Source organism: Streptomyces sp. NPDC101152, from assembly GCF_044768275.1.
GTDB lineage: Bacteria > Actinomycetota > Actinomycetes > Streptomycetales > Streptomycetaceae > Streptomyces.
The window spans coordinates 14,580-33,605 of sequence record NZ_JBIWPO010000064.1; the positions used below are offsets into that span (position 1 = coordinate 14,580).

Here is a 19,026-nt window from a genome sequence, read left to right on the forward strand (position 1 = left end):
GGTTGCCGACACAGCCCACCTGAGGGTTCGTGATCACGGGGTGGAGTGTCGGCATCCTTTGCCGACACTCTCTCCCCCGTCGAGGAGAGCTCAGCAGGTCACCGAGAGAACAGCGCCTCGTCGGCTTCCGCGTCGGCTCCGGCTGCGGGAGTAGTGTTCCTCGGGCCGCGGGCGAGGATGTAGAGGAACAGGACGCCCATGACGACCACGCCTGCCCACATGGCCTGCTGCCAGCCGTCGACGAAGGACTGCCGCGCGGCTTGGACGAGTTCCTGCGCGCGGGGGCCTGCACCGTTGGCCGCCTCGACCGCGTTTGCGACACCTTCGCGCGCAGTATCCGCGGCGTCCTGGGGGATGCCGTCGAGCTTGCCGTCGATGGCGCTGCGGTATCCAGCGGACAGCAGCGCGCCGAGCAGGGCAACACCCAGGGCAGTGCCGAACTCGCGGGTGACGTCGTTGACGGCGGAGGCGACGCCCTGCCTCTCGTGCGGCAGGGAGCTGGTGATGGCCTCGGTGGACGGGGTCATGGACAGGCCCATGCCGATGCCCATGGCGAGCATGCCAGGCAGGATCGACAGGTATCCGCCGTCGACGGAGACGATGAGGGCCATCAGCGCCAAGCCGACACCGGCCAATGCGATTCCCATGGCCATGGTGGAGCGGGAACCGATGCGTGCGGCCAGCCTGGGGGCCAGGCCGGAGCTCGTCATCATCGCCACGGCCATGGGCATCAGCGCGAGGGTGGACAGCAGGCCCGACCAGCCCAGGACGGCCTGGAAGAACGGGAAGAGGACAACGAAGATTCCGGCTTGGACGCCGAAGAGGGTCAGCAGCGTGATCGATCCGCCGGCCAGGCCGCGCTCGCGGAACAGGCGCACGTCCAGCAGGGAGGCGTCCCGGCGGCGCAGCTCCCAGAGCACGAAGAAGACAGCGGCGAAGAGACCCACGGCAAGGCTGATCAGGGTGGCAGGGTCGCTCCAGCCGCGCTCGGGGCCTTCCTGGAGGACGAAAATGAGGCCGACGACGGTGACGGCGGAGGTCAGTGCGCCGACGGTATCGAAGGAGCGGTCCGAGTGCTCACGGGAGTTGGGCACCGAGCGCATAGCCATGGCGAGTGCGACGGCGACCAGCGCGACGGGCAGGATGAACAGGTAGCGCCAGCTGGCAACGTCCACAAGTGCGGCGGAGAGGAACATGCCCAGGATGCCGCCGCCTCCGGCGACGCCGGTCCACACGCCGATCGCCTTGCCGCGCTCTTCCTCCGGGAAGGTGGAAGTGATCACGGCGAGGGTGATGGGCATGATCGTCGCCGCGCCGATGCCGCTGAGCAGGCGCGCGCCGAGCATGACTTCGGCCGACGGGGCGAGCCCGGCTATGGCGCTGGCGACGCCGAAGACGATCAGGCCGGTGATCAGCATGGGCTTGCGGCCCAGCCGGTCACCGATGGCGCCGAGCGGTAGCAGCAGTGCGGCCAGGGTGAGTGTGTAGATGTTGATGATCCACAGGATCGTGCTCTGCGAGGCGCCGAACTCGACGGCCAGGTCTGGCTGCGCGACGTTCAGCCCGGATACCGAGGCGATGACTGCCATCAACGCGACACAGACTGCGATCAGGATGGTGCGCAGCTGACGCGCATCCGGCGCACCCCCGGCATGGGCGGCGCCGTCGGCTGCGGCTGGTGCGGGCTGGTTCGTATTCATGGATTCCTTTCAAAAGGGCATGCCGAGGGCAGCGGCGGACCAATGTCCGGCCGCCGGGATCGAGCTGGAGGTCAGTGCTCGCGTGCCGGGCGCACGTCAGGCGGTGGCGGTGCCGTTCAGGCCTGCGGCGCCGCCGATCACCACGGTGTCGACGGTCTCGCCCGGCGGGGTGTCGCTTGCGTACGCGGCAGTGGTGGCAGCCATGGCCGTGCCCCCTTTCCCTTGTGCTCGGGCCCCAGTGGTTCCGGGCCTCTGCGCAGGACGCTAACCCCGTCTTGCGAAGAGGGCATACAATATTGCTCATGACGCAAGATGAGGGCGAGCTGGACAGCCTCGTACGCAAACGCATCCGTGCTTTGCGGGTGGCGCAGGGCTGGTCTCTGGAGGAACTGGCCTCCCGCGCCAGGGTCAGTCAGTCCACGCTCTCCCGCATCGAGAACGGCCAGCGCCGTCTCGCACTGGACCAGTTGCTCACCCTCGCCCGCGCCCTGGACACATCCCTGGACCAGCTGGTGGAGACCGCCTCCGACGACGTCGTCACCAGCCCCATGATCGACGGTGCGCACGGGCTGATGCGCTGGCCCATAAAGGGCGTCCCCGGTATGAGCGTCGTGCGTCAGCGGATGACCGAGCCGCCCCCGGACAATCCCTCGCGCATGCGTGCCCATCCGGGCCGCGAATGGCTCGTGGTCCTGTCCGGCACTGCGGTCCTCCTGCTGGGCCACCGGCGTTTGCGCGTCGAGACAAACCAGGCCGCCGAGTTCCCCACGATGCTGCCGCACGCCATCGGCGCCGAGGGTGGTCCCTGCGAGATCCTGGGCATCTTTGACCGCGACGCCCGCCGCGGCCACCAGCGCGACAGTCAGGGCGCCAGCGGCGACCGCGAATCGGACGGCTCCTGCACGTGACCGCCAGCCCGCTGCAGGGCGTTTTGCGCGTTCGGCACCCCGCACAGCCATCTCGTTGCGGATACGGGAAGTGATTGCGCCACACGCGCATGATCGTCTTAGCGTGGGGGCATGACCCACGCGCACCCGCACACCTCCCCTGACGGCCACCACCAGCATGACGTCGACGGCCAGGCGGAGATCCTCGACCTGGACGCGGAAGTCCTGGCCGAGCACACCGTCGCCATCACCAAGTGGCTGCCCATCCAGGAACCTCCCGGCCAGATCGTGGATCTGGGGTGCGGCACGGGGGCGGGCACCTTCACGCTCCTCGACCGTTTCCCCGAGGCGCACATCACGGCGGTCGACGTCTCGGCCCGGCACCTTCAGCGCCTGTGGGAGAAGGCGTGCGCCCGGGGCGTGGCGGGGTGCGTGCGTACCATTCAGGCCGATCTCGACGAGGCCGACTGGCCCGACCTCGGCACGCCGGACCTGGTATGGGCATCGGCCTCGATGCACCACGTAGCCCATCCCGACCGCGCCCTGCGCCACGTGCACGACCTGCTCGCCCCCGGCGGACTGTTGGCAGTGGTGGAGCTGTCCGGCTTCCCTCGATTCCTGCCCGAGCACGCCCCGGAAAACCGGCCCGGCCTGGAGGAGCGCTGCCATGAGGCGAGCGACCGCCTCCACGCCGAACACGTCCCCCACCGCGGCGCCGACTGGGGGCCCAAGCTGGCCGAGGCAGGGTTCACCGTCGAGGGCGAGCGCACTATCGCCGTGAACATCGTTGGCTCCGACAGCAAGGCGGTCGGAGCCTATGCCCTCGGCAGCCTGCAGCGCATGCGCCACAGCGTGGCCGACGCACTCTCGGCCGAGGACCTGGCCGCAGTCGACCGGCTGCTCGATGTCGGCAGCCCGCACAGCATCCTGCGCCGCGACGATCTCGCAGTACGCACCGAACGCACCGTCTGGGCCGCGCGCCGCACGGATTGAGCTCCACACCGCCGCCGGCGGGCGCCCGGCACGTCTCTGCGTAGGCCGCTTGCCCGCCCCGCATCACCCACACCCATCATCTTGCCCCGGGCCGACCACGCCGCCTCGTACCTCCGACCACGCCGGTCCTCCGCGCTGTCTGAGAACCGGCGTGGGCTGAGCCTGGCTCAGCGGCCGGTTGCCGATCCTGCTCTCGCAAAGGGCCGTTTGTGAGTGGGCTGCGCGCATCTGGTCTTTGCTCTCGCTCGGACCACGGGGCGGTCGACGGAGCCGTCAGTGACGCCATAATCTACGTGGCGATGATAAAAATCGACGTTGTGTAGAGTTGGCGGTGGGGAGCAACCCAGCTCCTCGCGGGTCTCCTCTGGAGGAGCACATGCAGAAGCGGAACTGGCTCATCACCGGCGTCAGCACGGGCCTCGGCCGTGCCTTCGCCCAGGCCGCCCTGGCCGCCGGGCACGCAGTCGTTGGCACGGTCCGTACCGAGGAGGACCTGCGGGCCTTCGAAGGGCTGAAGCCCGGGTACTCTCACGGCCGCATCCTGGATGTGACCGACGACGCCGCCGTCTCGCGTGTGATCACGGAGGTGGAGCAGAGCGTCGGCCCCCTGGATGTCGTCGTCGCCAACGCCGGCTACGGCCTGGAGGGCACCTTCGAGGAAACGCCGCTGGCCGAGGTGCGGCGGCAGTTCGAGGTCAACGTATTCGGGGCAGTGGCCACCCTGCAGGCGGCCCTGCCCCACATGCGCCGGCGCCGCCGCGGACACCTGATGGCCGTCACTTCCATGGGCGGGCTGATGGCCGTGCCCGGCATGTCCGCCTACTGCGGCAGCAAGTTCGCCTTGGAAGGCATCCTGGAGGCATTGGGCAAGGAGGTCGCACAGTTTGGGATCCATGTGACGGCGATCGAGCCCGGCTCCTTCCGCACCGACTGGGCCGGACGGTCCATGACCCGCGCCGCACGGTCCATCGAGGACTACGACGAGCTGTTCGCCCCCATCCGTGAAGCGCGGCAGAAGGCCAGCGGAAATCAGTTGGGCAATCCGGCCAAGGCCGGGGACGCCGTCGTGCACATCACGTCGGTCGACCAGCCGCCGGCCCACCTCGTCCTGGGCTCGGACGCGCTGCGACTGGTCACCGCCGCGCGCACGGCCGTGGACGAGGACATCCGCGCATGGGAGACGCTCTCCCGTACGACCGACTTCGCCGAGGGCGCTCAGCTCTGATGTCCGGCCACCACCCCGCCCGGAGTCGACGCACCACCGAACGCAAGGGTGACGTCCGGGAGCGGGCCATCCTCGACACCTGCGAAGCTCTGCTGGCGCAACAGGGCTATGACGCCATGACCGTTGGCGACATTGCGCAGGGCGCCGGCATCACACGTGGCGCCCTGTACTTCTACTTCGGCTCCAAGCAAGAAGTGGTCACCGCGCTCGTGGCCCGGACCGTTGAGCACCTGTGGGAGCGGTCCCGGGCCACCGCGCAGACCGACGATCCACGCCAGGCCATCGCAGCAGCCATGCGGCGCACGGTCGAGCTGTGGAACGAGCACGGCCTGGTCATGCGCACGGCGATCGACCTGTCGTTGACCGTGCCGGAGATCGGCGAGCTGTGGAGCCACACGGCTGACTTGTTCATCACGGCCATCACCGCCGTCCTGGAACGAGCCGGCGTTCAGGCTGGCACCGAACCGCATCAAGCGTCGGCGATGGCACGCGCCCTGTGCTGGATGATCGAGCGGACCTTCTACCACGCCTCGCAAGAGTCCCGCGAGGAGTTGCAAAAGGCATCTTCGACCTGCGAACACATCTGGCTGACCAGTGCCGGTCTCGCCACCTGAATGATTGTTCCGCAGCCGCTCCTGGTCCTTCTCCAAGGCGTCCAGACCTCGATCAGGTCCTCCGGCTCCCACTCCTGTCGCATCCTGGGCCTCCCTCCGGTCGTCGTGACCGGAACAACCTCGCCGAGCACGACGCTCGATGAGGCCAGAAGATCCAAAACTCTGACAAACAGTCTCCAGATCCGCTACAGAGAGCTACTGGTCACTTCGTGGCAGCTTCGGGAGAACATGGCCGGGCCGGTCTTCGTCACTGCGATCCCTTCTCGTTGGCCAGGATGCCGTTCTCCCGCAGCACGGCGGGAACGTCGTGGTACTCCGCCCGGGTCAGCACTATCGGGTGCGCCCGCTGGTAGGCCACCCGCTTGCGCATCTCAGCGGTCAGCAGCGGGTACACCGGGAGCTTGGCTTTGTGCGTGGGATCTGACACCGCTTATCGCCTCAGAGACGACACTGCCGGGTGCAGGCACAGAGTGATATCGCCGAGAACTGACACCGCTTGAGGCCTTGCGGAGGGAAGATCGCTGTGCTTCTCGTGGTGCGGGAGCGCTGCTGTCGCCCATATCCAAGATCGCTTGGCTTTCAGTCCTGTGGTCCAGTCGGAGCTCTCACTGGGGTGGCCCAGCTGCCCAGGATGGGCAGTACTCGGGCCGTGGACGAGTCGGATTCGACGGTGTACACGATGAGGTGCTGATCTGGGGCGTGGGGCGCGGTGACGATCTCGATGTTGAAGTCGAGGGGCCCGGCCTCGGGATGGGCGATGCGTTTAGGCACCGAAGCGTAGTCACGTACGGTGTGGTCGTCCCACCAGCGGGCGATGTCCGGGTCGGTACGCCGCAGGTCGTGCACGGCGGCAATGAGCCGCTGGTCGTCTGGTCGCCTGCCGACCTCCATACGCATCGCGGCGACCGACCGGGCTCCGAACTCGGCCCAGTTGACGATGCGCTCGCGGGCCAGGGGATCGCGGAACAGGTAGTTCATGAAGGATGAGCCCGGCGGCAGAGCGCGTCCGAGAACCGCTTGCAGCAGCGCGTTGTGCGCGAGCACTTCGGCACGCTGGCCCAGCAGCAGCACCGGGACGTGGTCCAGGGTCGCGGCCAGGCGCAGCAGTCCTGGATCGGGGCGTTGCACTTGCGGTGCCGGTCGGCGGGCCGGGGTCGCTGGAGCCGCGAGGTCGCGAAGATGCGCGGCTTCCACCTCGTTCAGCCGCAGAGCCCGGGTCAGCGCGGCGAGCACGGACTCCGAGACTGTTGCCTGCCGGCCCTGTTCCAGCCGGCTGTAGTGGTCGGTGCTCAAGCCCGCCAGCATGGCCAGCTCCTCCCGGCGGAGCCCTGGCACACGTCGGGGACCGGGAAACGCGTCGATGCCGGCCTGGGCGGGCGTGAGCCGGTCCCGGCGGGCTCGCAGGAAGGCACCGAAAGCGGAGCGGTCGTGACTCATCCCCTCACGGTACGGCCCGGCGGCACCGTCCTGCCTGGTCATGCCGTGCCTAGGGAACACTCGCACTGGTTGTGCGCCAGTGGGGCCCGTGAAATGGCGTCATGACCTCATCGCAGGAATCCCAATCCTCCCAGCACGTCCTGCCGTTTCATGGCCGCTCCGCGGTCGTGACCGGATCGACCAGCGGCATTGGTGCCGCCATCGCTCGCGTGCTCGCGGCACGCGGCGCTCATGTGGTCACCAGCGGCCGTGACCCACGGCGCGGCGAGGAGGTGGTCTCCGGCATTCGCGCCACGGGCGGCAAGGCCGACTTCGTCCCCGTCGACCTTGCGGGCAAGGCCGACGCGGTGCGCGAGTTCGCCGCTCAGGCGACGGCGACCGCGGGCGGGCGGGTGGACATCCTGGTGAACAACGCAGGCCTCTATCCCGCCACATCCACGGCGGATCTCCCCGACGCCGACCTTGACGCGATGCTCGCGGTCAACATCCGCGCACCGCACGTGCTCGTCGGCCGGATGGCGCCAGACATGGCGGCCCGGGGCGCCGGGGTGATCGTGACGATCGGATCATGGATGGCCGCCGTGGGAAGTCCGTTCGCCGCTCTCTACACCGCCACCAAGGCCGCCGACGAGCAGATGACCCGGACCTGGGCCGCCGAATTCGGCCCCCGGGGGGTCAGGGTCAACGCCGTCGCTCCCGGCGTCACCCTGACTCCCGGGAACGAGAGCGCCCGCCCGATCATCGAGCGAATGACTGCCACGACTCCGGCCGGAGTCCCGGTCGCTCCCGAGGACATCGCCCACGCTGTCGCCTTCCTCGCCTCCGACGAGGCCCGTATGATCCACGGCACCACCCTCTACGTCGACGGCGGTATCACCACCACCCGCCTGGTCTGACCTCAGGAAACGAGCACGCGGGGCGCCACGGGTTGGTGACGGCCACGAGTCCGGACCGCCTCGCCACGCTCCAACTCGCCTGGCGCGGCTTGTGGACAAACCTGGCTTCCAGCGCCCCGGACTGTGCGGCGCCCCGAGCATGAGCACCTGATGCTCATGCTCGGCAGCGACTGCCGATCAGCTCGCTGCGGTGTTTAGGCCGCCATTACACGTTGTCACCGCTGGCGTGACCAGTTCCGGTGCGGGCGGCTCGCCCTGCGGGCGAATACTGCAACTCTCGAATACCGACACTCCACCAGTGGCATGTCGACACGGTGGACACGGAGATCGTGGCGATCGCGGGCTCCCCGGCCCGCCCCGCCTACCTCGTCGTCCGGCTCCCGGACGGCACCCTCGCCCAGACCGCGCAGCTGGACAGCAGGCAGCGCGCCGCTGTCGGCCGGGCGCTCGCGGACGGCGTCCGGGAGGCGCTGCCCGGCGGGGGCCACCGGGTGGTCACGCCGCTGCTCGCTGAGATGGAGGTGGGTACCACCCGGCACCGCACCGTGCGGTTCGTTCGTCTCCGCGAGGACCTGGGGCCCGCCGAGCCGTGGCCGTCCGGGTGAACAGGGCGGTGTCGCCAGCGCCTTGACCGGCGCCCGGACGCTACAAGGAGGGGGAACCGGCGCGGGAAGGAACGGGCGGAGGGCCGATGGCGACATGCCAGGACGAGCCGGGCGCCCGGGAATGAGCGCGCCAGGCCGTGGACACGGCCGACCGTGTCCACGGCCCAGGCGTCCCCGCGGGCGAGCTGCCGGGCTCCCTCCAGGGCTGCGAGGCGATCTCCGACGTGGTGCGGCTGCTGGCCGACCCCACCGTGCCCGGGGCACTGACCGCGGCCCGCTCGGCCATGCGGCGCGCACTGCGGGTGATGCCGCAGTCCGGGCCTGACCAACTGTGCTACGAACAGCGCTGGCGCGGACGCCACCGATGGGACGGTCCGCTGCAGGTGTGCGACCGGCCGACCTGCGGCCGCTGCCTACCACTGAAGGCCGCAGCAGAAGTTGAGGCGACGCGCGCTCACGGTCCCGCTGCGGCAAAATGATCGCTGCCGGCTGCTGGACCCCGGCGGTGTAGTGCCCTGCGTTGACAGGACCGCAGGGCTCGGGCGGCCCCGGCACTCTGGGTCGGGAGCCGCCCCTCCACCTACGCCTGGTCGCAGTGCATAGGTGCGCTGTATGAGGGGCCTCGACCGATAATTCCTCCCATCAGCTTTCCGTGAGCTCAGAATCGGTGTGGCCAGAAGAACGAGTCAGGGACGCGAACGGCGGGCGGCCTGCGGGGCGTGACGACGCCGATGGCGTCTTCGGCGGCCCGCAAGGCCTGTTCGTGGCTGCCGCTGCCGAGGTGATGAGCAGCGCAGTTTCTGCAGTCGCCGGCTCCGGCGTGCCCGGCACCATCGCTGAGACCGCGTACATGGGCGAAGGCGTGTTCGGGGAAGTCGGCCCGCACCGTGTGCCAGGTGCCGCTCTGCTCTTCTGCGGTAAGGCCTGCGGCCACTTCCGGGTGCATCGGCGCGTACACCTGACCGTCGTGCTCGCGGAGCATGAAGACGCGGTCGACGTACTCACGTTGCGAGTTGAGAGGGCATCAAAAAACGTGCAGGTCACGGCAGTTGTTCAGGGCTTGCGACGCGGGTCGAATTGGCCTGCCGCGCGGCCTCGGCCGCACCGCTTGGGACTCCGGTCACCTGCTCGGTGAACTCGACCAGAGTGAGGCGAGGGCCGGCGCCGTTCGGAGGTCACCGGCGCGCGGTCGCCGAGCGGGGGCACCTGCGCGCCATGGCCAACCACGCCCGGGCGGTGGCGGTGCTGATCGCCCGGAAGTCCGGCGCGGGCGGCGAGCTCCCGACAGATGAGCCGGGACAGCCGTCTCCTACGCGGTGTGGGCCCTGGCCGTGGCTGCGGCCGGGGCCCGCTGGCGTACGGCAACGATGGCACGGCTCCCGCCGACGGCGCCACGCTGACTGCTGCGGGGCTCGATGACTTCTCCGACGCCGCGTTCAACCTCGTCCGCGAGGTGTGAGGCCGGGCGGGGCAGGTGGACTGAAGGGAGCCTCGGGTTCCTGGGATCGGGCCCAGCCGTGGGCGTGCATGGTCTCGGTCTCCCAGTCCTCGAACAGCTGGGGGAGCGCCTACGGGTCGCGGTCGGCGTCGCGGTGCCAGCGGATGAAGGCGCGGGCGTCGGGACGGTGTGCGTCGCAGGCGGCCCAGAGCTCCATCCACACACCGGTCCCAAGGGGCATGTACCCGAGCACCTCAGGATCGACCAGCTTGGGACGGCTGTCGAGCTATCGCATGTGTTCCCGGAGTCCGGCTGCCGCGGTCTCGGGGGAGGCGAAGAACTGCCAGTGGGGACGGATGCCAGTCTCTGACTGTCCCGACCAGCTCAACTCGACCAGCGCCCAGCGGATCGGCTCTTCGGCAACTTTGAAGAGCACGTGGTCTCGTCGGCTGCAGTGCGCGACTGCCGTCAGCGGACGCTGCGCGAGCGGATGGCTCGGCTTGAGGTCGGCTGCAACCTCCGCTACGAGTTCGGTCTCGAAGAGGGCGTGGTCGTTTCCGGGGATGGGGACCCAGCCAGTCGGCAGGTTGATATCCGTTCCTGCTGGGTCGGCCTGGTGTGCGTCCTCGACAAGGGCGCGGAGCTCGGCGACGCGGTTCTTCTGGGTTTCGAGGTAGGCCGGGGACTCGTCCCGCGTCCACTGCTGCCAGAGCCCGTCCGGGGCGGTGAAGCGTCCGGCGAAGTCGGTGCCGAGTTGTGTGTCGATGTCGAGTAGAGCCCCGATGGCCCAGTGCTGGTCGTAGTAGAGATCCGGCCGACGCAGAAACAGGTCGAGGTAGTCGCAGAGGATCTGAGCGTCTGCCGGCGTGCCGAAGCAGGCCAGCGCAAAGCAGTAGCCCTGACCGGCGTAGGTCTGGCGACTCTCGATGAGCAACTCGCCGATCCGCTGGCGTTGCCGTGTGTGGCCGCCGATGCCGGCCATCCACGCGGCGACCAGGCGCTCACGCCAGCCGGAGCCCTGTCCAAGGAGGGCGGCGAACTCCTCGTCGTCGACCCGCGCGGAGTCCGCGATCAGCTCGCGGAGGAAAGCAGTGCGCTCGACCGACTTTAGGCGCCGCCGCTGCAGGTTGCCGTGTAACAATTCGAGATGGCGAAGGTCGACGGAGACATAACGGCGGATGGCAGCGCCAAGCGCGGCGGGATCAGGCAGGTCATCCATTCGATCATCTTCGGGTGCGACCGGGTGAGTGTCGACTGGATTGGCGGGGCATCACTCTGCGGTTCGGCTGCAGGTTTCGGCGCCACTCGGGCCTTCGGCGGGCTCGGCGAGTTCGGCCAGAAGTTCCTTGATCCGGGCGATGATGGCGGTGTGCCGCTCGACCTCGCGCGGCCATCCGCGTTCTGTGGCCGCCGCAACGATTGACAAGACAGCACGGGCGGCATGGTGGTCATCATGACGCCGGCGGAAGGAGGGGCGGTTCCGAGTAAACGTCTGGTCTGGAGACATGACCTGGACCGCTTCCACAGCCCCATCCACTGTGTGTGGGGCACGGGGCGTGAGCGGGTGCACCGTATAGGCAGCCAGAGCCAGAGCGCTGTTGTCAGTGCCCCCTGGCATGGTTCGGATCATGTTCGAGGGACTTGATGACATTGACTGGTCGTTGCTGGATCACGCGTACGGCACGTCCGAGGAGATACCGGCGCTGTTGAGATCGCTGCGCTCCCCACACGCCGAGGAGCGCGGCAAGGCTCTGGACCGTTTCTACAGCGCCGTCCACCATCAGGGCAGCGTGTACTCGTCGACGGCGGCCAGCCTGCCCTTCCTGTTCGAGCTGGCCGTCGACCCTTCGACTCCCGACCGGGCGGCCGTGGTCGCACTGGTGGTCAGTATCGGCCGCGAGTCCCTCGAGCGGGGCTTCGCAGACGACGGCACCGAGATCGAGTACGACCCGCCGGCCGGCTGCGCACAGGCCGCCGCCTTCCTGCGCGCACGGGGCGGCGACCTCGCCGACCTCGCCCGCAACGACGACCCGCATGTGCGCCTGGCCGCGATCCCCGGACTGGGGCTGTTCCTCGACGATGCCGGCCAGGCCGCCGCCCTGCTGCGCGATCGGCTGGCCGCCGAACGCGGTATCGCGGCCCGGCTGCGGATCCTCGACGCGGCCGCCGCTCTCGCACTGCGCCTGCCAGAGGCTTCGCCGTACGTGGAGGACTGGCTTGTCCAGCTCGCCGCCGCCCCGGCCTGGGGGCCGGTGACCCGGCTCGCGGCCCTGATCCAGCACGCCCGCTGCACCCCACAGGACATCGGTGACGACGTCGTCCCGACGGCCGTCACCCTGCTGCACGAGAGCACCCGCACGCTGCCCGCGCAGCCGATCGCACCGGCCCCGAGCCGCCCGTCCGTCTCCGCCCAGCGTATTCCACCCCAGATCGTCGCCGCCTTCGAGTATCTCGACCACAGCACACGGGTGTACGCCCTCACCACGGGCCTGCTGCGCACCTTCCACGACGTACTGGGGCACCGGGTGGCCGAGCGCACCGTGGTGCTGGCCGAGCAACTGGCCAGCCCCGATCCCGGCACGCGCCTGGACGCGGTCCGGATGGCCGGAGAGCTGATACGGACCTGGCGCGGGGACCACACCCGCCTCCTGCTCCTGGTCGCCACCCAACTCACCACGACCGACCTGGAGGTTTCTACCGAAGCGGCCGGTGTCCTGGAGGCCTGCCACCCGATCGCCGACCCGGCCCGGGAAGCACTCGCCGCGCACGTCGACGCCCAGCGCGCGGCACACGGCCCGGATGTCTGGAGCGCGCCCGATGCGCGGCTGCGCAAGAGCCACCAAGCGGCCGTCCGGGCCCTGGCCCGCCTCGGCGATACCCGTGCGCTGCCGAGTCTGCTGGCCGCGCTGGATGGCGGCGTCGATGCCTGGCGTGCCATCCAGGTCGCACGCCATCTGCCGCAGGCGGCGGACGAGTTGGTGCCCCGGCTCGGCCACCACCTGCACCGCCTCGATCTCGCCCAGGAGTGGACCACGATGAGCGTCAACGCCATCCTCTCCGCCCTCGCCGCGCTCGACGACCCGGCTGCAATCGAGGTGGTGGTCGACGCCCTCGACGCCGCGGACCGTCATGAGCAGCACGGCGTCACAGCATCAGCGTTGAAGGCACTCCGGGCGTTCGGTCCGGCGGCGTCCGACGCACAAGAGGCGATCCGGGCGCTGACCACCCACACGGACGCGCACGTACGGCCCGCCGCCGTCGCCGCCCTGTGGGCCCTCGGCGGCGACCCAGCCGAGGTCATGCCGCTCCTGCTCAACCTCCTCGACGACCCGATCACCTTCCGCATCAGCGAGGCGGCCGATGTGCTCGCCGAGATCGGCCCGCCCGCCTCCGCCGCCCTGCCGCGCCTGCGGGGGCACTTGGGGCACGGTTATGAGTGGGTGCGGGTGCCGTGCGCGGCCGCCTTGTGGGAGATCGGCGGCGCAGCCGAGGCCCCGGCAGTCCTGGACGTCTTGTTGCAGGCCGTAGCCCACAACCCGGCGACGGCGAACACAGTCGTGGCGTGCCTGGACCGCATGGGCGCCCTGGCGGCACCCGCTGTGCCCCTGCTCCGCGAGCAACTGGCCCAGCCTGGACGCGGTGACGGGTTCCAGACACTCGAACGCGACGAGGAACTCCAGCGGATCACCCGAACCCTCATGGCCCGCCTCGATCCTTTGGAGCAGGGGCTGACGAGCTGACATTCCCGCTCGTTGCCGAGGAGTGAGAAGACCGCCAGGGCGCAGTGGCTGCGGCACGGTCACCAGACAGGGCCCTCCGGCTCCGTAGGTGACGTGTGAAATGCCACCGTGGCAAAGGCGGAGGACACACGCACCTCCCACGAGCACCGTGACCTGCGCTGGACGTTCGTGTGCCGGACATGGAGACGGGCCTCGGTTAGTCTGGCTCGCCGCGGTTCCTTCCGAGGTTGCGGGTGTGTCAGCTGCGCCTATTGTCCTGTGGCCTGGTGGAGGTAATGCGTGCCTGGCAGATCGTTTGCACCGCTGTCCGACCTGGTGGAGTCGCTGACCGGTGATGTGGTCTTCGCGATGTCGAGGGGTAGTAAGGAGCTGTTTCACAGCGACACGCTGGCCTGGTACGTGGAACACCATCCGGTGGTGGGTGAGGCCCTGTTGGACGCCTGGCGGGGACCCCAGGGCCCTCGCGACACCGGCCCGGTGCGGGTGCGACGGGAATGGCGGAACCTCGATCTCGTCGTGGAGTATCCCGGGCACGCCCCGCTGGTGATCGAGAACAAGGTCTTCTCGCTGCCGGACACCGACCAGCTGAATGCCTACGCCCGTGGCAAGCTCCACGGGCTGGAAGGCCCCGTCCCGGTACTGCTCAGCCTGGTCGATCCGGGATGGCCGGGGCGGTCATGGACGACGCCGGGCGGGCTGGTGTGGCGGTACCGCGGTTATGACGAGTTGGGGGCCGCTCTGCGTCCTTGCCTGCCGGAGTTGCGGACGGCGGACATATTCGGCGCCGCCGTGTTCGAGCGCTGGCTCGATCTGGTCGACACGCTCGTGCGCCTGAGAACCGAGGTTGGTGTTCCTGAGGCGTCGGAGCCGTTGTTGCTTCCCGAAAAAGCGGCCGCCGTTCTCAAACCAGCCCGCTTGGACGCCACGGTGCAGAAGATGCGATGCCTGCACGCCATGAACCTCATCCAGGATGAGCTGGCGGGAGAGATCGAACGGGAAGCAATCGTGGTCCGTACCGCGATGAGCCGGGGGCAGGGCATCATCGCCAGGAGGGCCAGTTCCGACTCGTGTATCTGACGGGCGCGGGCCCCGGGTTCGGCAAGGGCGAGGACCGCAGAACGACCCGCGAGGCCGAGGCGCGCGCTTTCGGCGACTACTTCCGTTTCGACCAGGCGCGGCAACTGCTCGGCGACACCGGACCGGAACGGCCCGTCGTCGCCCCGGACAGGCCGCTGTCCTTCAACGGCTTCGCTCCCGACTTCGTCTACCGCAGCATCCCGGCACCCGACCTGACCATCGAACAAGTAGTGGGTCTCGGCGTCGCGTATGCCCACGAGGCCATGAAAGCCCATCGCAACCCGTTCGTCGGACTCCTCCCATAGGAATCACCGACCACTGATGACTGCCTGGCCGCCGCCAGGCATGGCGGCGGTAGTGTGCGCTCCCTGAACGAAGGTGGGGGTGGGATGGACGTCCTGGGAGTCGACGCCTGCGGTAAGCAGGGCTGGGTCGGGATCCGGCTCACAGACGGTGCGTATGCCGGCAGTCTCGTGGATGGCCGTCTCGACGCGCTGATCGAGCGTGCCGCTGGAGTGCACGTGATCACGGTGGACATGCCACTAGGCCTCGTCGAAAGCGGCTGGCGGGCCGCGGACCAGCCGCGAAAACTCTTCTCGGTGCACGGCACAGCAGTGTCTTCCTCATCGCGCCGAGGGCGGCGTGGCAGGAGGCGCAGTACACGTCGGCCGCGGACCGGTGCCAGGAACTCACCGGCAACCGGCTGACCAAGCAGGCATGGGCGCTGGCGCCGAAACTGCTGGAGGCCCGGGCGTGCAGGCTGGCCGACGACAGGATCCACGAGGTGCACCCCGAAGTGTCCTTCTGCGCCCTGACCGACGGCGCGCCACTCAGTTACGCGAAAAAGACCTGGCGCGGTCAACACCTGCGCCGCTCCCTGCTGGCCGAAGCCGGGATCGTGCTCCCGGACGAGCTCGGTGAAGCGGACCGCGTGCCGGCGGACGACGTCCTCGACGCAGCCGTCGCGGCATGGTCGGCACACCGGATCGCGCAAGGGGCGGCAGGCCGCATCCCCAAGGTGCCCGAGCTCGATGCCGAAGGCCGTGCTGTCGAGATCCGGTTCTAACCCCAAGCCCTCCCTTTCTCCTCTGCGAGCCGGTCCTTCTCGGCTGACGATCCACATCGTCGAGCGCGATGGTCTTCACACGCTGCTGACGGAAGGCCGGGGCTGGATCACAGGATGCGGGTCACCACGTTCGCGGTGACCCGCTGGCTACAACGCCTGCGGGGAATCGAAACCGCCGACTTGCCGGCACCGAGCGGTGAGTAACGATCACTCCCGGTACGCCACAGCGTTCTCCTGCAGTTGCACCGCCGCCACCAGGCTCAGTCCCGGCTCCGCTTGACGCAGCACCTTCACCGCTGCGACCGAGGCGACATCCCCGGTGAAGCCGACGGCGGCCAGCCGTGAGCGGACCCAACGCGCGCGTACCTCGGCCTCGGTGGCGGCGGCGGTGGACTCGGCGATCGCAACGGCCCCTTCCAGACCCGCGCGTTCCTCGAGCGGGGCATCGGCCAGCGCTTGGCGCAGGACGGCCGCGATCACGTCCGCATCGCGCAAAACGGGGATGGCGTCTTTGGACGGCCCCAGGATTCCCATGCGAATTGGTTGGTGGCCATATGCCCTGGCGGCCAAGCAACTTGAGCCCGAGGGCGATCAGTGAGTTTCTGCCTGCCTGTGATCGGCCGCGGGCGAACCAAGGCCGGTCACAGACGGGCAAGGGAGCTGATGCTCAAATCTCCCGGCGAGCCCGAGTGCCGCACGCGGCCGCGCCGCTAGTTCAACGAAGGGTAGATCCCGTCGACGCAGATAACGTAGGTCAGCCCGTTGGGCGCGGAATCCCGCAGGTCGGGCAACTGGAATGTCGTTGTACCATTGCCGCCGTACATGGTGCCGAGCAGTGAGAACAGCGCCTCGTTCGTGACGATGCGCATCACCTGCCCCCTTGCCGGCACGCCGCCCGCCCGGGTCCCGGCCACCAACCACACCGAGCCCATCGTGCACGGAGCCCCGGTGCTCTCGTCCGCCACCCCGGGTACCATCCCGAACCGCGAGTCCGGCCCGGGGTCGCCCTTGTCTCCCTTAGGACCAGCGGGTCCGGTCGCGCCCGTAGCCCCGGCCGGGCCGACGGGGCCGGTAGCACCGGCCGGTCCGGTGGCCCCGGTGTCACCCTTCGCGCCCTGCGGTCCCGCCGGTCCGGTGACCCCGGTGGCACCCGTCTTCCCTTTGGCACCCTGCGGCCCGGTAATGTTCCAGGACACGCCGCGTTCGGCACTGGTGCAGTGCTGACCATGGGTGGGGTCGATGATCCGCACCGTCAGATGCGTCTTGTCCACACACGCGTGGACCTCGTTGTCCGACGTCGACGCAGTGGGCGACGCCGCGGCGGCTGTAGCGGAAAGCGTGACGATCAGGGCGGCGCCGAGCATGGCTCTGCGCGCTATGGGCACGGAGAATTTCACCGAGGGCCTCACAGGCAAGTCGGGGTGCAGCCCCGATGATGAATGTGTGAAGAATCGGTGTTGATGATGCAGCGTCAGCTCCACTGGCACAAGAGCGGGAGAGGCCCGGTGGTGCTCGCCCCAGGCGCGATGACGGGTTCACCTGGCCCAAGGCAGGGACAGAGGGAGCATTCCCTTGTTGAGGTGCCCAAGTCGACGAAGATCTGCGGGTGTTGGGGGAAGACCAAGAGAGCACCGATGGATGGGCCGCTGAGGGGGAGAGGCGTGTGGCGAAGAAGCAGCGTGGGGTGCGCATTCCCGTGGGTGAAGGACTCGCTGGGCAACGAGTACGACCGGTCCGAGATCGGCCGTCAGCCGCACCCGCACTACGTGATGCCCCTCAAGTGGGGCCGGTGCGGAACCAGGGTGAGCGCCCGGCACGGCAACGCCGACGACCCCGATGGCCGGACCTCCCTCTACTTCAGGCTCGACCCCCATGCACCGGCCTGCACGTACGACCTCGACCAGCGTGGCAAGCAGCTCGCCGCCGGCTCGGCGGGCACGGTGGTGCGGCGCGCGGGTCAGTGGCGTCTGATCTGCCCGCCCCTGGACCACCTCGGCGCCGGCGGGCACACCAAACGGCCACCGGCCGGGATGGCCCGCCCCGGCCGTACGGGCGGGGCCGGTCCGCGCACGACCAGCAAACAGGCAGGACAGGCGATCGCCTCGGCACGCCGTATCGTGCAGATCTTCCAGGACTTCGACCAGGACCCCGAGGTGGCCGAGAGGTTCGCCGCGGTCGCCCCTGACGGAACACGCAACATCCCATGGACGCATTGTCAGCAGTCAAACAATTCGGATCTGGCGCTGATCTTGTGACGCAGTCCGTGTCAGGGCGCAACGCCGCTGCCGTTGCGTGGCCCGGCAGGTGAGCAGACCTGCAGCATATCCGCGACTATGCCAGGAACCGCCGAAAGAGCCGAGGCGGCCGGCCGCGTCACTCCTCCTCGTAAGGGAAGCGGGCGAATGGCGCTTCCTCTGCGAAGAAGGTCTTGGCGCGAATCGTGGCTCGCCTATCGTCGAGTACTTGACCTGGCTGGGAGCCGTTGCCGAGCAGCACGCCGCCGAAGTGCATACCCATGTATGCGGCAGTGTGGTGCAGGGTGAGCACCAGCGGTTCTGCGACCATCTCCTCTCGATGCGCCATCGCCGTCACCCCCCACAGAGTGCGACCCGCCATTTTCGTCCTGAAGCCCGGGTCTGGGGTTGTCAGCCACTTCGACCAGTAGTCGAAGTAGCGTTTGGCGTAAGAAGACAGCGAGTACCAGTACAGCGGCGACGCGATCACTATGTCGGTGGCGGTGAGGGTTGCCTGCCGCAGCAGTTCCTCGTTCTCCTGCTCCTGCCATGGCGCGCCGGCGTGCCGCGCGTCTACGTAGTCGGGCAGCGGCAGTTGTGCCAGGTCCAGCCAGCGCTGTTCGGTATCGTTCGGGAGCTGCTCCGCTGCGGTCCGAGCCAGCTGCTCGGTGTTGCCGTCCGGTCTGGCGCTGGCTAGGAGAAAGAGGAACGAACGGGTCACGTGAGGCTCCAGTTGTCGCTGTCGAATGCGGCACGTCCAACCCCGCCCGACTCCGTGGTATTTCCGGGCACTCAGTACTGGCTTCAGACGCCGCCGGAACACCCCCGCGTCGGCGGAGAGGACTCGAACCAGGTGACACCGGTTCGGTGCCGTCGTCTCACCTCCGCTCTCGCGGAGAGGACTGCCCCGTCCGCGACCACCTGCCCAGCGTGTTCGGCTCACCTCCGCTCTCGCGGAGAGGACCGGACGGTGCGGACTTCGTGGCGAAATTCTTCCCGACTGAGTCGGGGAGACGACAGTGAGGTCGACCCGGAGCGCGGTACTGGCCTCACGGCCAGCCCGTTTCTCCGGGTCGCCTCCCGAACCCGGCGTGCACCGCTAAGCGCACCGGGC

The 19,026-nt window shown here is 68.9% G+C and carries 23 protein-coding genes; 15 read left to right on the forward strand and 8 right to left on the reverse strand.

Features of this window, described 5'->3' with window-relative positions:
• Positions 1-98: 98 nt before the first annotated feature.
• On the reverse strand, positions 99-1,700 hold the full coding sequence (locus ACIRVK_RS40670) for an MFS transporter (protein WP_404256381.1): 1,602 nt from the start codon (positions 1,698-1,700) through the stop codon (positions 99-101).
• A 302-nt stretch (positions 1,701-2,002) separates the two neighbouring features.
• Between ACIRVK_RS40670 and ACIRVK_RS40675 the strand changes: the two genes are divergently transcribed.
• The 4 genes from ACIRVK_RS40675 (at position 2,003) to ACIRVK_RS40690 (ending at position 5,419) form a co-directional block, all read left to right on the forward strand.
• Positions 2,003-2,608 (forward strand): helix-turn-helix domain-containing protein, encoded by a 606-nt coding sequence (locus ACIRVK_RS40675; protein ID WP_404256383.1) that lies wholly within the window; start codon positions 2,003-2,005, stop codon positions 2,606-2,608.
• Between the two features lie 111 nt (positions 2,609-2,719).
• Positions 2,720-3,580 (forward strand): class I SAM-dependent methyltransferase, encoded by an 861-nt coding sequence (locus tag ACIRVK_RS40680; RefSeq protein WP_404256385.1) that lies wholly within the window; start codon positions 2,720-2,722, stop codon positions 3,578-3,580.
• Positions 3,581-3,956: 376 nt separating this feature from the next.
• On the forward strand, positions 3,957-4,805 hold the full coding sequence (locus tag ACIRVK_RS40685; RefSeq protein WP_404256387.1) for an oxidoreductase: 849 nt from the start codon (positions 3,957-3,959) through the stop codon (positions 4,803-4,805).
• Positions 4,805-5,419, forward strand: coding sequence for a TetR/AcrR family transcriptional regulator (locus ACIRVK_RS40690; protein WP_404256388.1), 615 nt, complete (start codon positions 4,805-4,807; stop codon positions 5,417-5,419). Before ACIRVK_RS40685 ends, ACIRVK_RS40690 begins: the two co-directional genes overlap by 1 nt.
• A 247-nt stretch (positions 5,420-5,666) precedes the next feature.
• Here the strand turns inward: ACIRVK_RS40690 and ACIRVK_RS40695 are convergent, their stop codons facing one another.
• Positions 5,667-5,846, reverse strand: coding sequence for a hypothetical protein (locus ACIRVK_RS40695; protein WP_404256390.1), 180 nt, complete (start codon positions 5,844-5,846; stop codon positions 5,667-5,669).
• Between the two features lie 152 nt (positions 5,847-5,998).
• Positions 5,999-6,856, reverse strand: coding sequence for a helix-turn-helix transcriptional regulator (locus ACIRVK_RS40700; protein ID WP_404256392.1), 858 nt, complete (start codon positions 6,854-6,856; stop codon positions 5,999-6,001).
• A gap of 101 nt (positions 6,857-6,957) precedes the next feature.
• Between ACIRVK_RS40700 and ACIRVK_RS40705 the strand changes: the two genes are divergently transcribed.
• From ACIRVK_RS40705 to ACIRVK_RS40715, 3 genes are all read left to right on the forward strand, one after another.
• Positions 6,958-7,752: an SDR family NAD(P)-dependent oxidoreductase gene (locus ACIRVK_RS40705; RefSeq protein ID WP_404256394.1), complete on the forward strand. Its 795-nt coding sequence runs from the start codon at positions 6,958-6,960 to the stop codon at positions 7,750-7,752.
• Between the two features lie 314 nt (positions 7,753-8,066).
• On the forward strand, positions 8,067-8,357 hold the full coding sequence (locus ACIRVK_RS40710) for a hypothetical protein (RefSeq protein ID WP_404256396.1): 291 nt from the start codon (positions 8,067-8,069) through the stop codon (positions 8,355-8,357).
• A 137-nt stretch (positions 8,358-8,494) separates the two neighbouring features.
• Positions 8,495-8,836, forward strand: a complete 342-nt coding sequence (locus ACIRVK_RS40715) for a hypothetical protein (RefSeq protein ID WP_404256398.1) — start codon at positions 8,495-8,497, stop codon at positions 8,834-8,836.
• Positions 8,837-9,015: 179 nt separating this feature from the next.
• On the opposite strand, the gene ACIRVK_RS40720 is transcribed toward ACIRVK_RS40715, so the two are convergent.
• Positions 9,016-9,339 (reverse strand): hypothetical protein, encoded by a 324-nt coding sequence (locus ACIRVK_RS40720; RefSeq protein ID WP_404256400.1) that lies wholly within the window; start codon positions 9,337-9,339, stop codon positions 9,016-9,018.
• A 336-nt stretch (positions 9,340-9,675) separates the two neighbouring features.
• Between ACIRVK_RS40720 and ACIRVK_RS40725 the strand changes: the two genes are divergently transcribed.
• Positions 9,676-9,816: a hypothetical protein gene (locus ACIRVK_RS40725; RefSeq protein ID WP_404256402.1), complete on the forward strand. Its 141-nt coding sequence runs from the start codon at positions 9,676-9,678 to the stop codon at positions 9,814-9,816.
• Between the two features lie 265 nt (positions 9,817-10,081).
• Here the strand turns inward: ACIRVK_RS40725 and ACIRVK_RS40730 are convergent, their stop codons facing one another.
• The gene (locus ACIRVK_RS40730) at positions 10,082-11,014 is read right to left on the reverse strand and encodes a DUF6000 family protein (protein ID WP_404256404.1); all 933 of its coding nucleotides are present in this window, start codon (positions 11,012-11,014) and stop codon (positions 10,082-10,084) included.
• A gap of 24 nt (positions 11,015-11,038) precedes the next feature.
• On the opposite strand from ACIRVK_RS40730, the gene ACIRVK_RS40735 reads away from it, so the two are divergent.
• The 6 genes from ACIRVK_RS40735 to ACIRVK_RS40760 all read left to right on the forward strand — a co-directional run bounded on the left by ACIRVK_RS40735 (position 11,039) and on the right by ACIRVK_RS40760 (position 15,678).
• Positions 11,039-11,218, forward strand: coding sequence for a hypothetical protein (locus tag ACIRVK_RS40735; RefSeq protein WP_404256406.1), 180 nt, complete (start codon positions 11,039-11,041; stop codon positions 11,216-11,218).
• A 205-nt stretch (positions 11,219-11,423) separates the two neighbouring features.
• Positions 11,424-13,535 (forward strand): HEAT repeat domain-containing protein, encoded by a 2,112-nt coding sequence (locus tag ACIRVK_RS40740; protein ID WP_404256408.1) that lies wholly within the window; start codon positions 11,424-11,426, stop codon positions 13,533-13,535.
• 279 nt (positions 13,536-13,814) lie between these two features.
• The gene (locus ACIRVK_RS40745; protein WP_404256410.1) at positions 13,815-14,612 is read left to right on the forward strand and encodes a PD-(D/E)XK nuclease family protein; all 798 of its coding nucleotides are present in this window, start codon (positions 13,815-13,817) and stop codon (positions 14,610-14,612) included.
• Positions 14,603-14,917: a hypothetical protein gene (locus tag ACIRVK_RS40750; RefSeq protein ID WP_404256411.1), complete on the forward strand. Its 315-nt coding sequence runs from the start codon at positions 14,603-14,605 to the stop codon at positions 14,915-14,917. The genes ACIRVK_RS40745 and ACIRVK_RS40750 overlap by 10 nt, the downstream gene beginning before the upstream one ends.
• Before the next feature lie 84 nt (positions 14,918-15,001).
• Entirely contained in the window at positions 15,002-15,319 is a 318-nt protein-coding gene (locus tag ACIRVK_RS40755; protein ID WP_404256413.1) for a DUF429 domain-containing protein, read from the forward strand.
• A complete protein-coding gene (locus tag ACIRVK_RS40760; protein ID WP_404256426.1) occupies positions 15,238-15,678 on the forward strand; it encodes a DUF429 domain-containing protein in 441 nt (146 codons plus the stop codon). Before ACIRVK_RS40755 ends, ACIRVK_RS40760 begins: the two co-directional genes overlap by 82 nt.
• A gap of 207 nt (positions 15,679-15,885) precedes the next feature.
• Here ACIRVK_RS40760 and ACIRVK_RS40765 read toward each other — a convergent pair whose 3' ends face one another.
• Positions 15,886-16,212, reverse strand: coding sequence for a hypothetical protein (locus ACIRVK_RS40765; protein ID WP_404256415.1), 327 nt, complete (start codon positions 16,210-16,212; stop codon positions 15,886-15,888).
• A 176-nt stretch (positions 16,213-16,388) separates the two neighbouring features.
• Positions 16,389-17,159 (reverse strand): tail fiber protein, encoded by a 771-nt coding sequence (locus tag ACIRVK_RS40770; protein WP_404256417.1) that lies wholly within the window; start codon positions 17,157-17,159, stop codon positions 16,389-16,391.
• Between the two features lie 219 nt (positions 17,160-17,378).
• On the opposite strand from ACIRVK_RS40770, the gene ACIRVK_RS40775 reads away from it, so the two are divergent.
• Complete coding sequence (locus tag ACIRVK_RS40775; protein ID WP_404256419.1) at positions 17,379-17,933, forward strand: hypothetical protein; 555 nt, start codon at positions 17,379-17,381, stop codon at positions 17,931-17,933.
• A gap of 118 nt (positions 17,934-18,051) precedes the next feature.
• On the opposite strand, the gene ACIRVK_RS40780 is transcribed toward ACIRVK_RS40775, so the two are convergent.
• On the reverse strand, positions 18,052-18,633 hold the full coding sequence (locus ACIRVK_RS40780) for a flavodoxin family protein (protein ID WP_404256421.1): 582 nt from the start codon (positions 18,631-18,633) through the stop codon (positions 18,052-18,054).
• Between the last annotated feature and the right edge of the window lie 393 nt (positions 18,634-19,026).

Excerpts from the sequence above, each read along its gene's own strand:
- ACIRVK_RS40670 (WP_404256381.1), bottom strand. The coding sequence starts at position 1,700 with ATGAATACGAACCAGCCCGCACCAGCCGCAGCCGACGGCGCCGCCCAT.
- ACIRVK_RS40675 (WP_404256383.1), top strand. The coding sequence starts at position 2,003 with ATGACGCAAGATGAGGGCGAGCTGGACAGCCTCGTACGCAAACGCATC.
- ACIRVK_RS40680 (WP_404256385.1), top strand. The coding sequence starts at position 2,720 with ATGACCCACGCGCACCCGCACACCTCCCCTGACGGCCACCACCAGCAT.
- ACIRVK_RS40685 (WP_404256387.1), top strand. The coding sequence starts at position 3,957 with ATGCAGAAGCGGAACTGGCTCATCACCGGCGTCAGCACGGGCCTCGGC.
- ACIRVK_RS40690 (WP_404256388.1), top strand. The coding sequence starts at position 4,805 with ATGTCCGGCCACCACCCCGCCCGGAGTCGACGCACCACCGAACGCAAG.
- ACIRVK_RS40700 (WP_404256392.1), bottom strand. The coding sequence starts at position 6,856 with ATGAGTCACGACCGCTCCGCTTTCGGTGCCTTCCTGCGAGCCCGCCGG.
- ACIRVK_RS40705 (WP_404256394.1), top strand. The coding sequence starts at position 6,958 with ATGACCTCATCGCAGGAATCCCAATCCTCCCAGCACGTCCTGCCGTTT.
- ACIRVK_RS40720 (WP_404256400.1), bottom strand. The coding sequence starts at position 9,339 with ATGCTCCGCGAGCACGACGGTCAGGTGTACGCGCCGATGCACCCGGAA.
- ACIRVK_RS40730 (WP_404256404.1), bottom strand. The coding sequence starts at position 11,014 with ATGGATGACCTGCCTGATCCCGCCGCGCTTGGCGCTGCCATCCGCCGT.
- ACIRVK_RS40740 (WP_404256408.1), top strand. The coding sequence starts at position 11,424 with ATGTTCGAGGGACTTGATGACATTGACTGGTCGTTGCTGGATCACGCG.
- ACIRVK_RS40755 (WP_404256413.1), top strand. The coding sequence starts at position 15,002 with ATGGACGTCCTGGGAGTCGACGCCTGCGGTAAGCAGGGCTGGGTCGGG.
- ACIRVK_RS40765 (WP_404256415.1), bottom strand. The coding sequence starts at position 16,212 with ATGGGAATCCTGGGGCCGTCCAAAGACGCCATCCCCGTTTTGCGCGAT.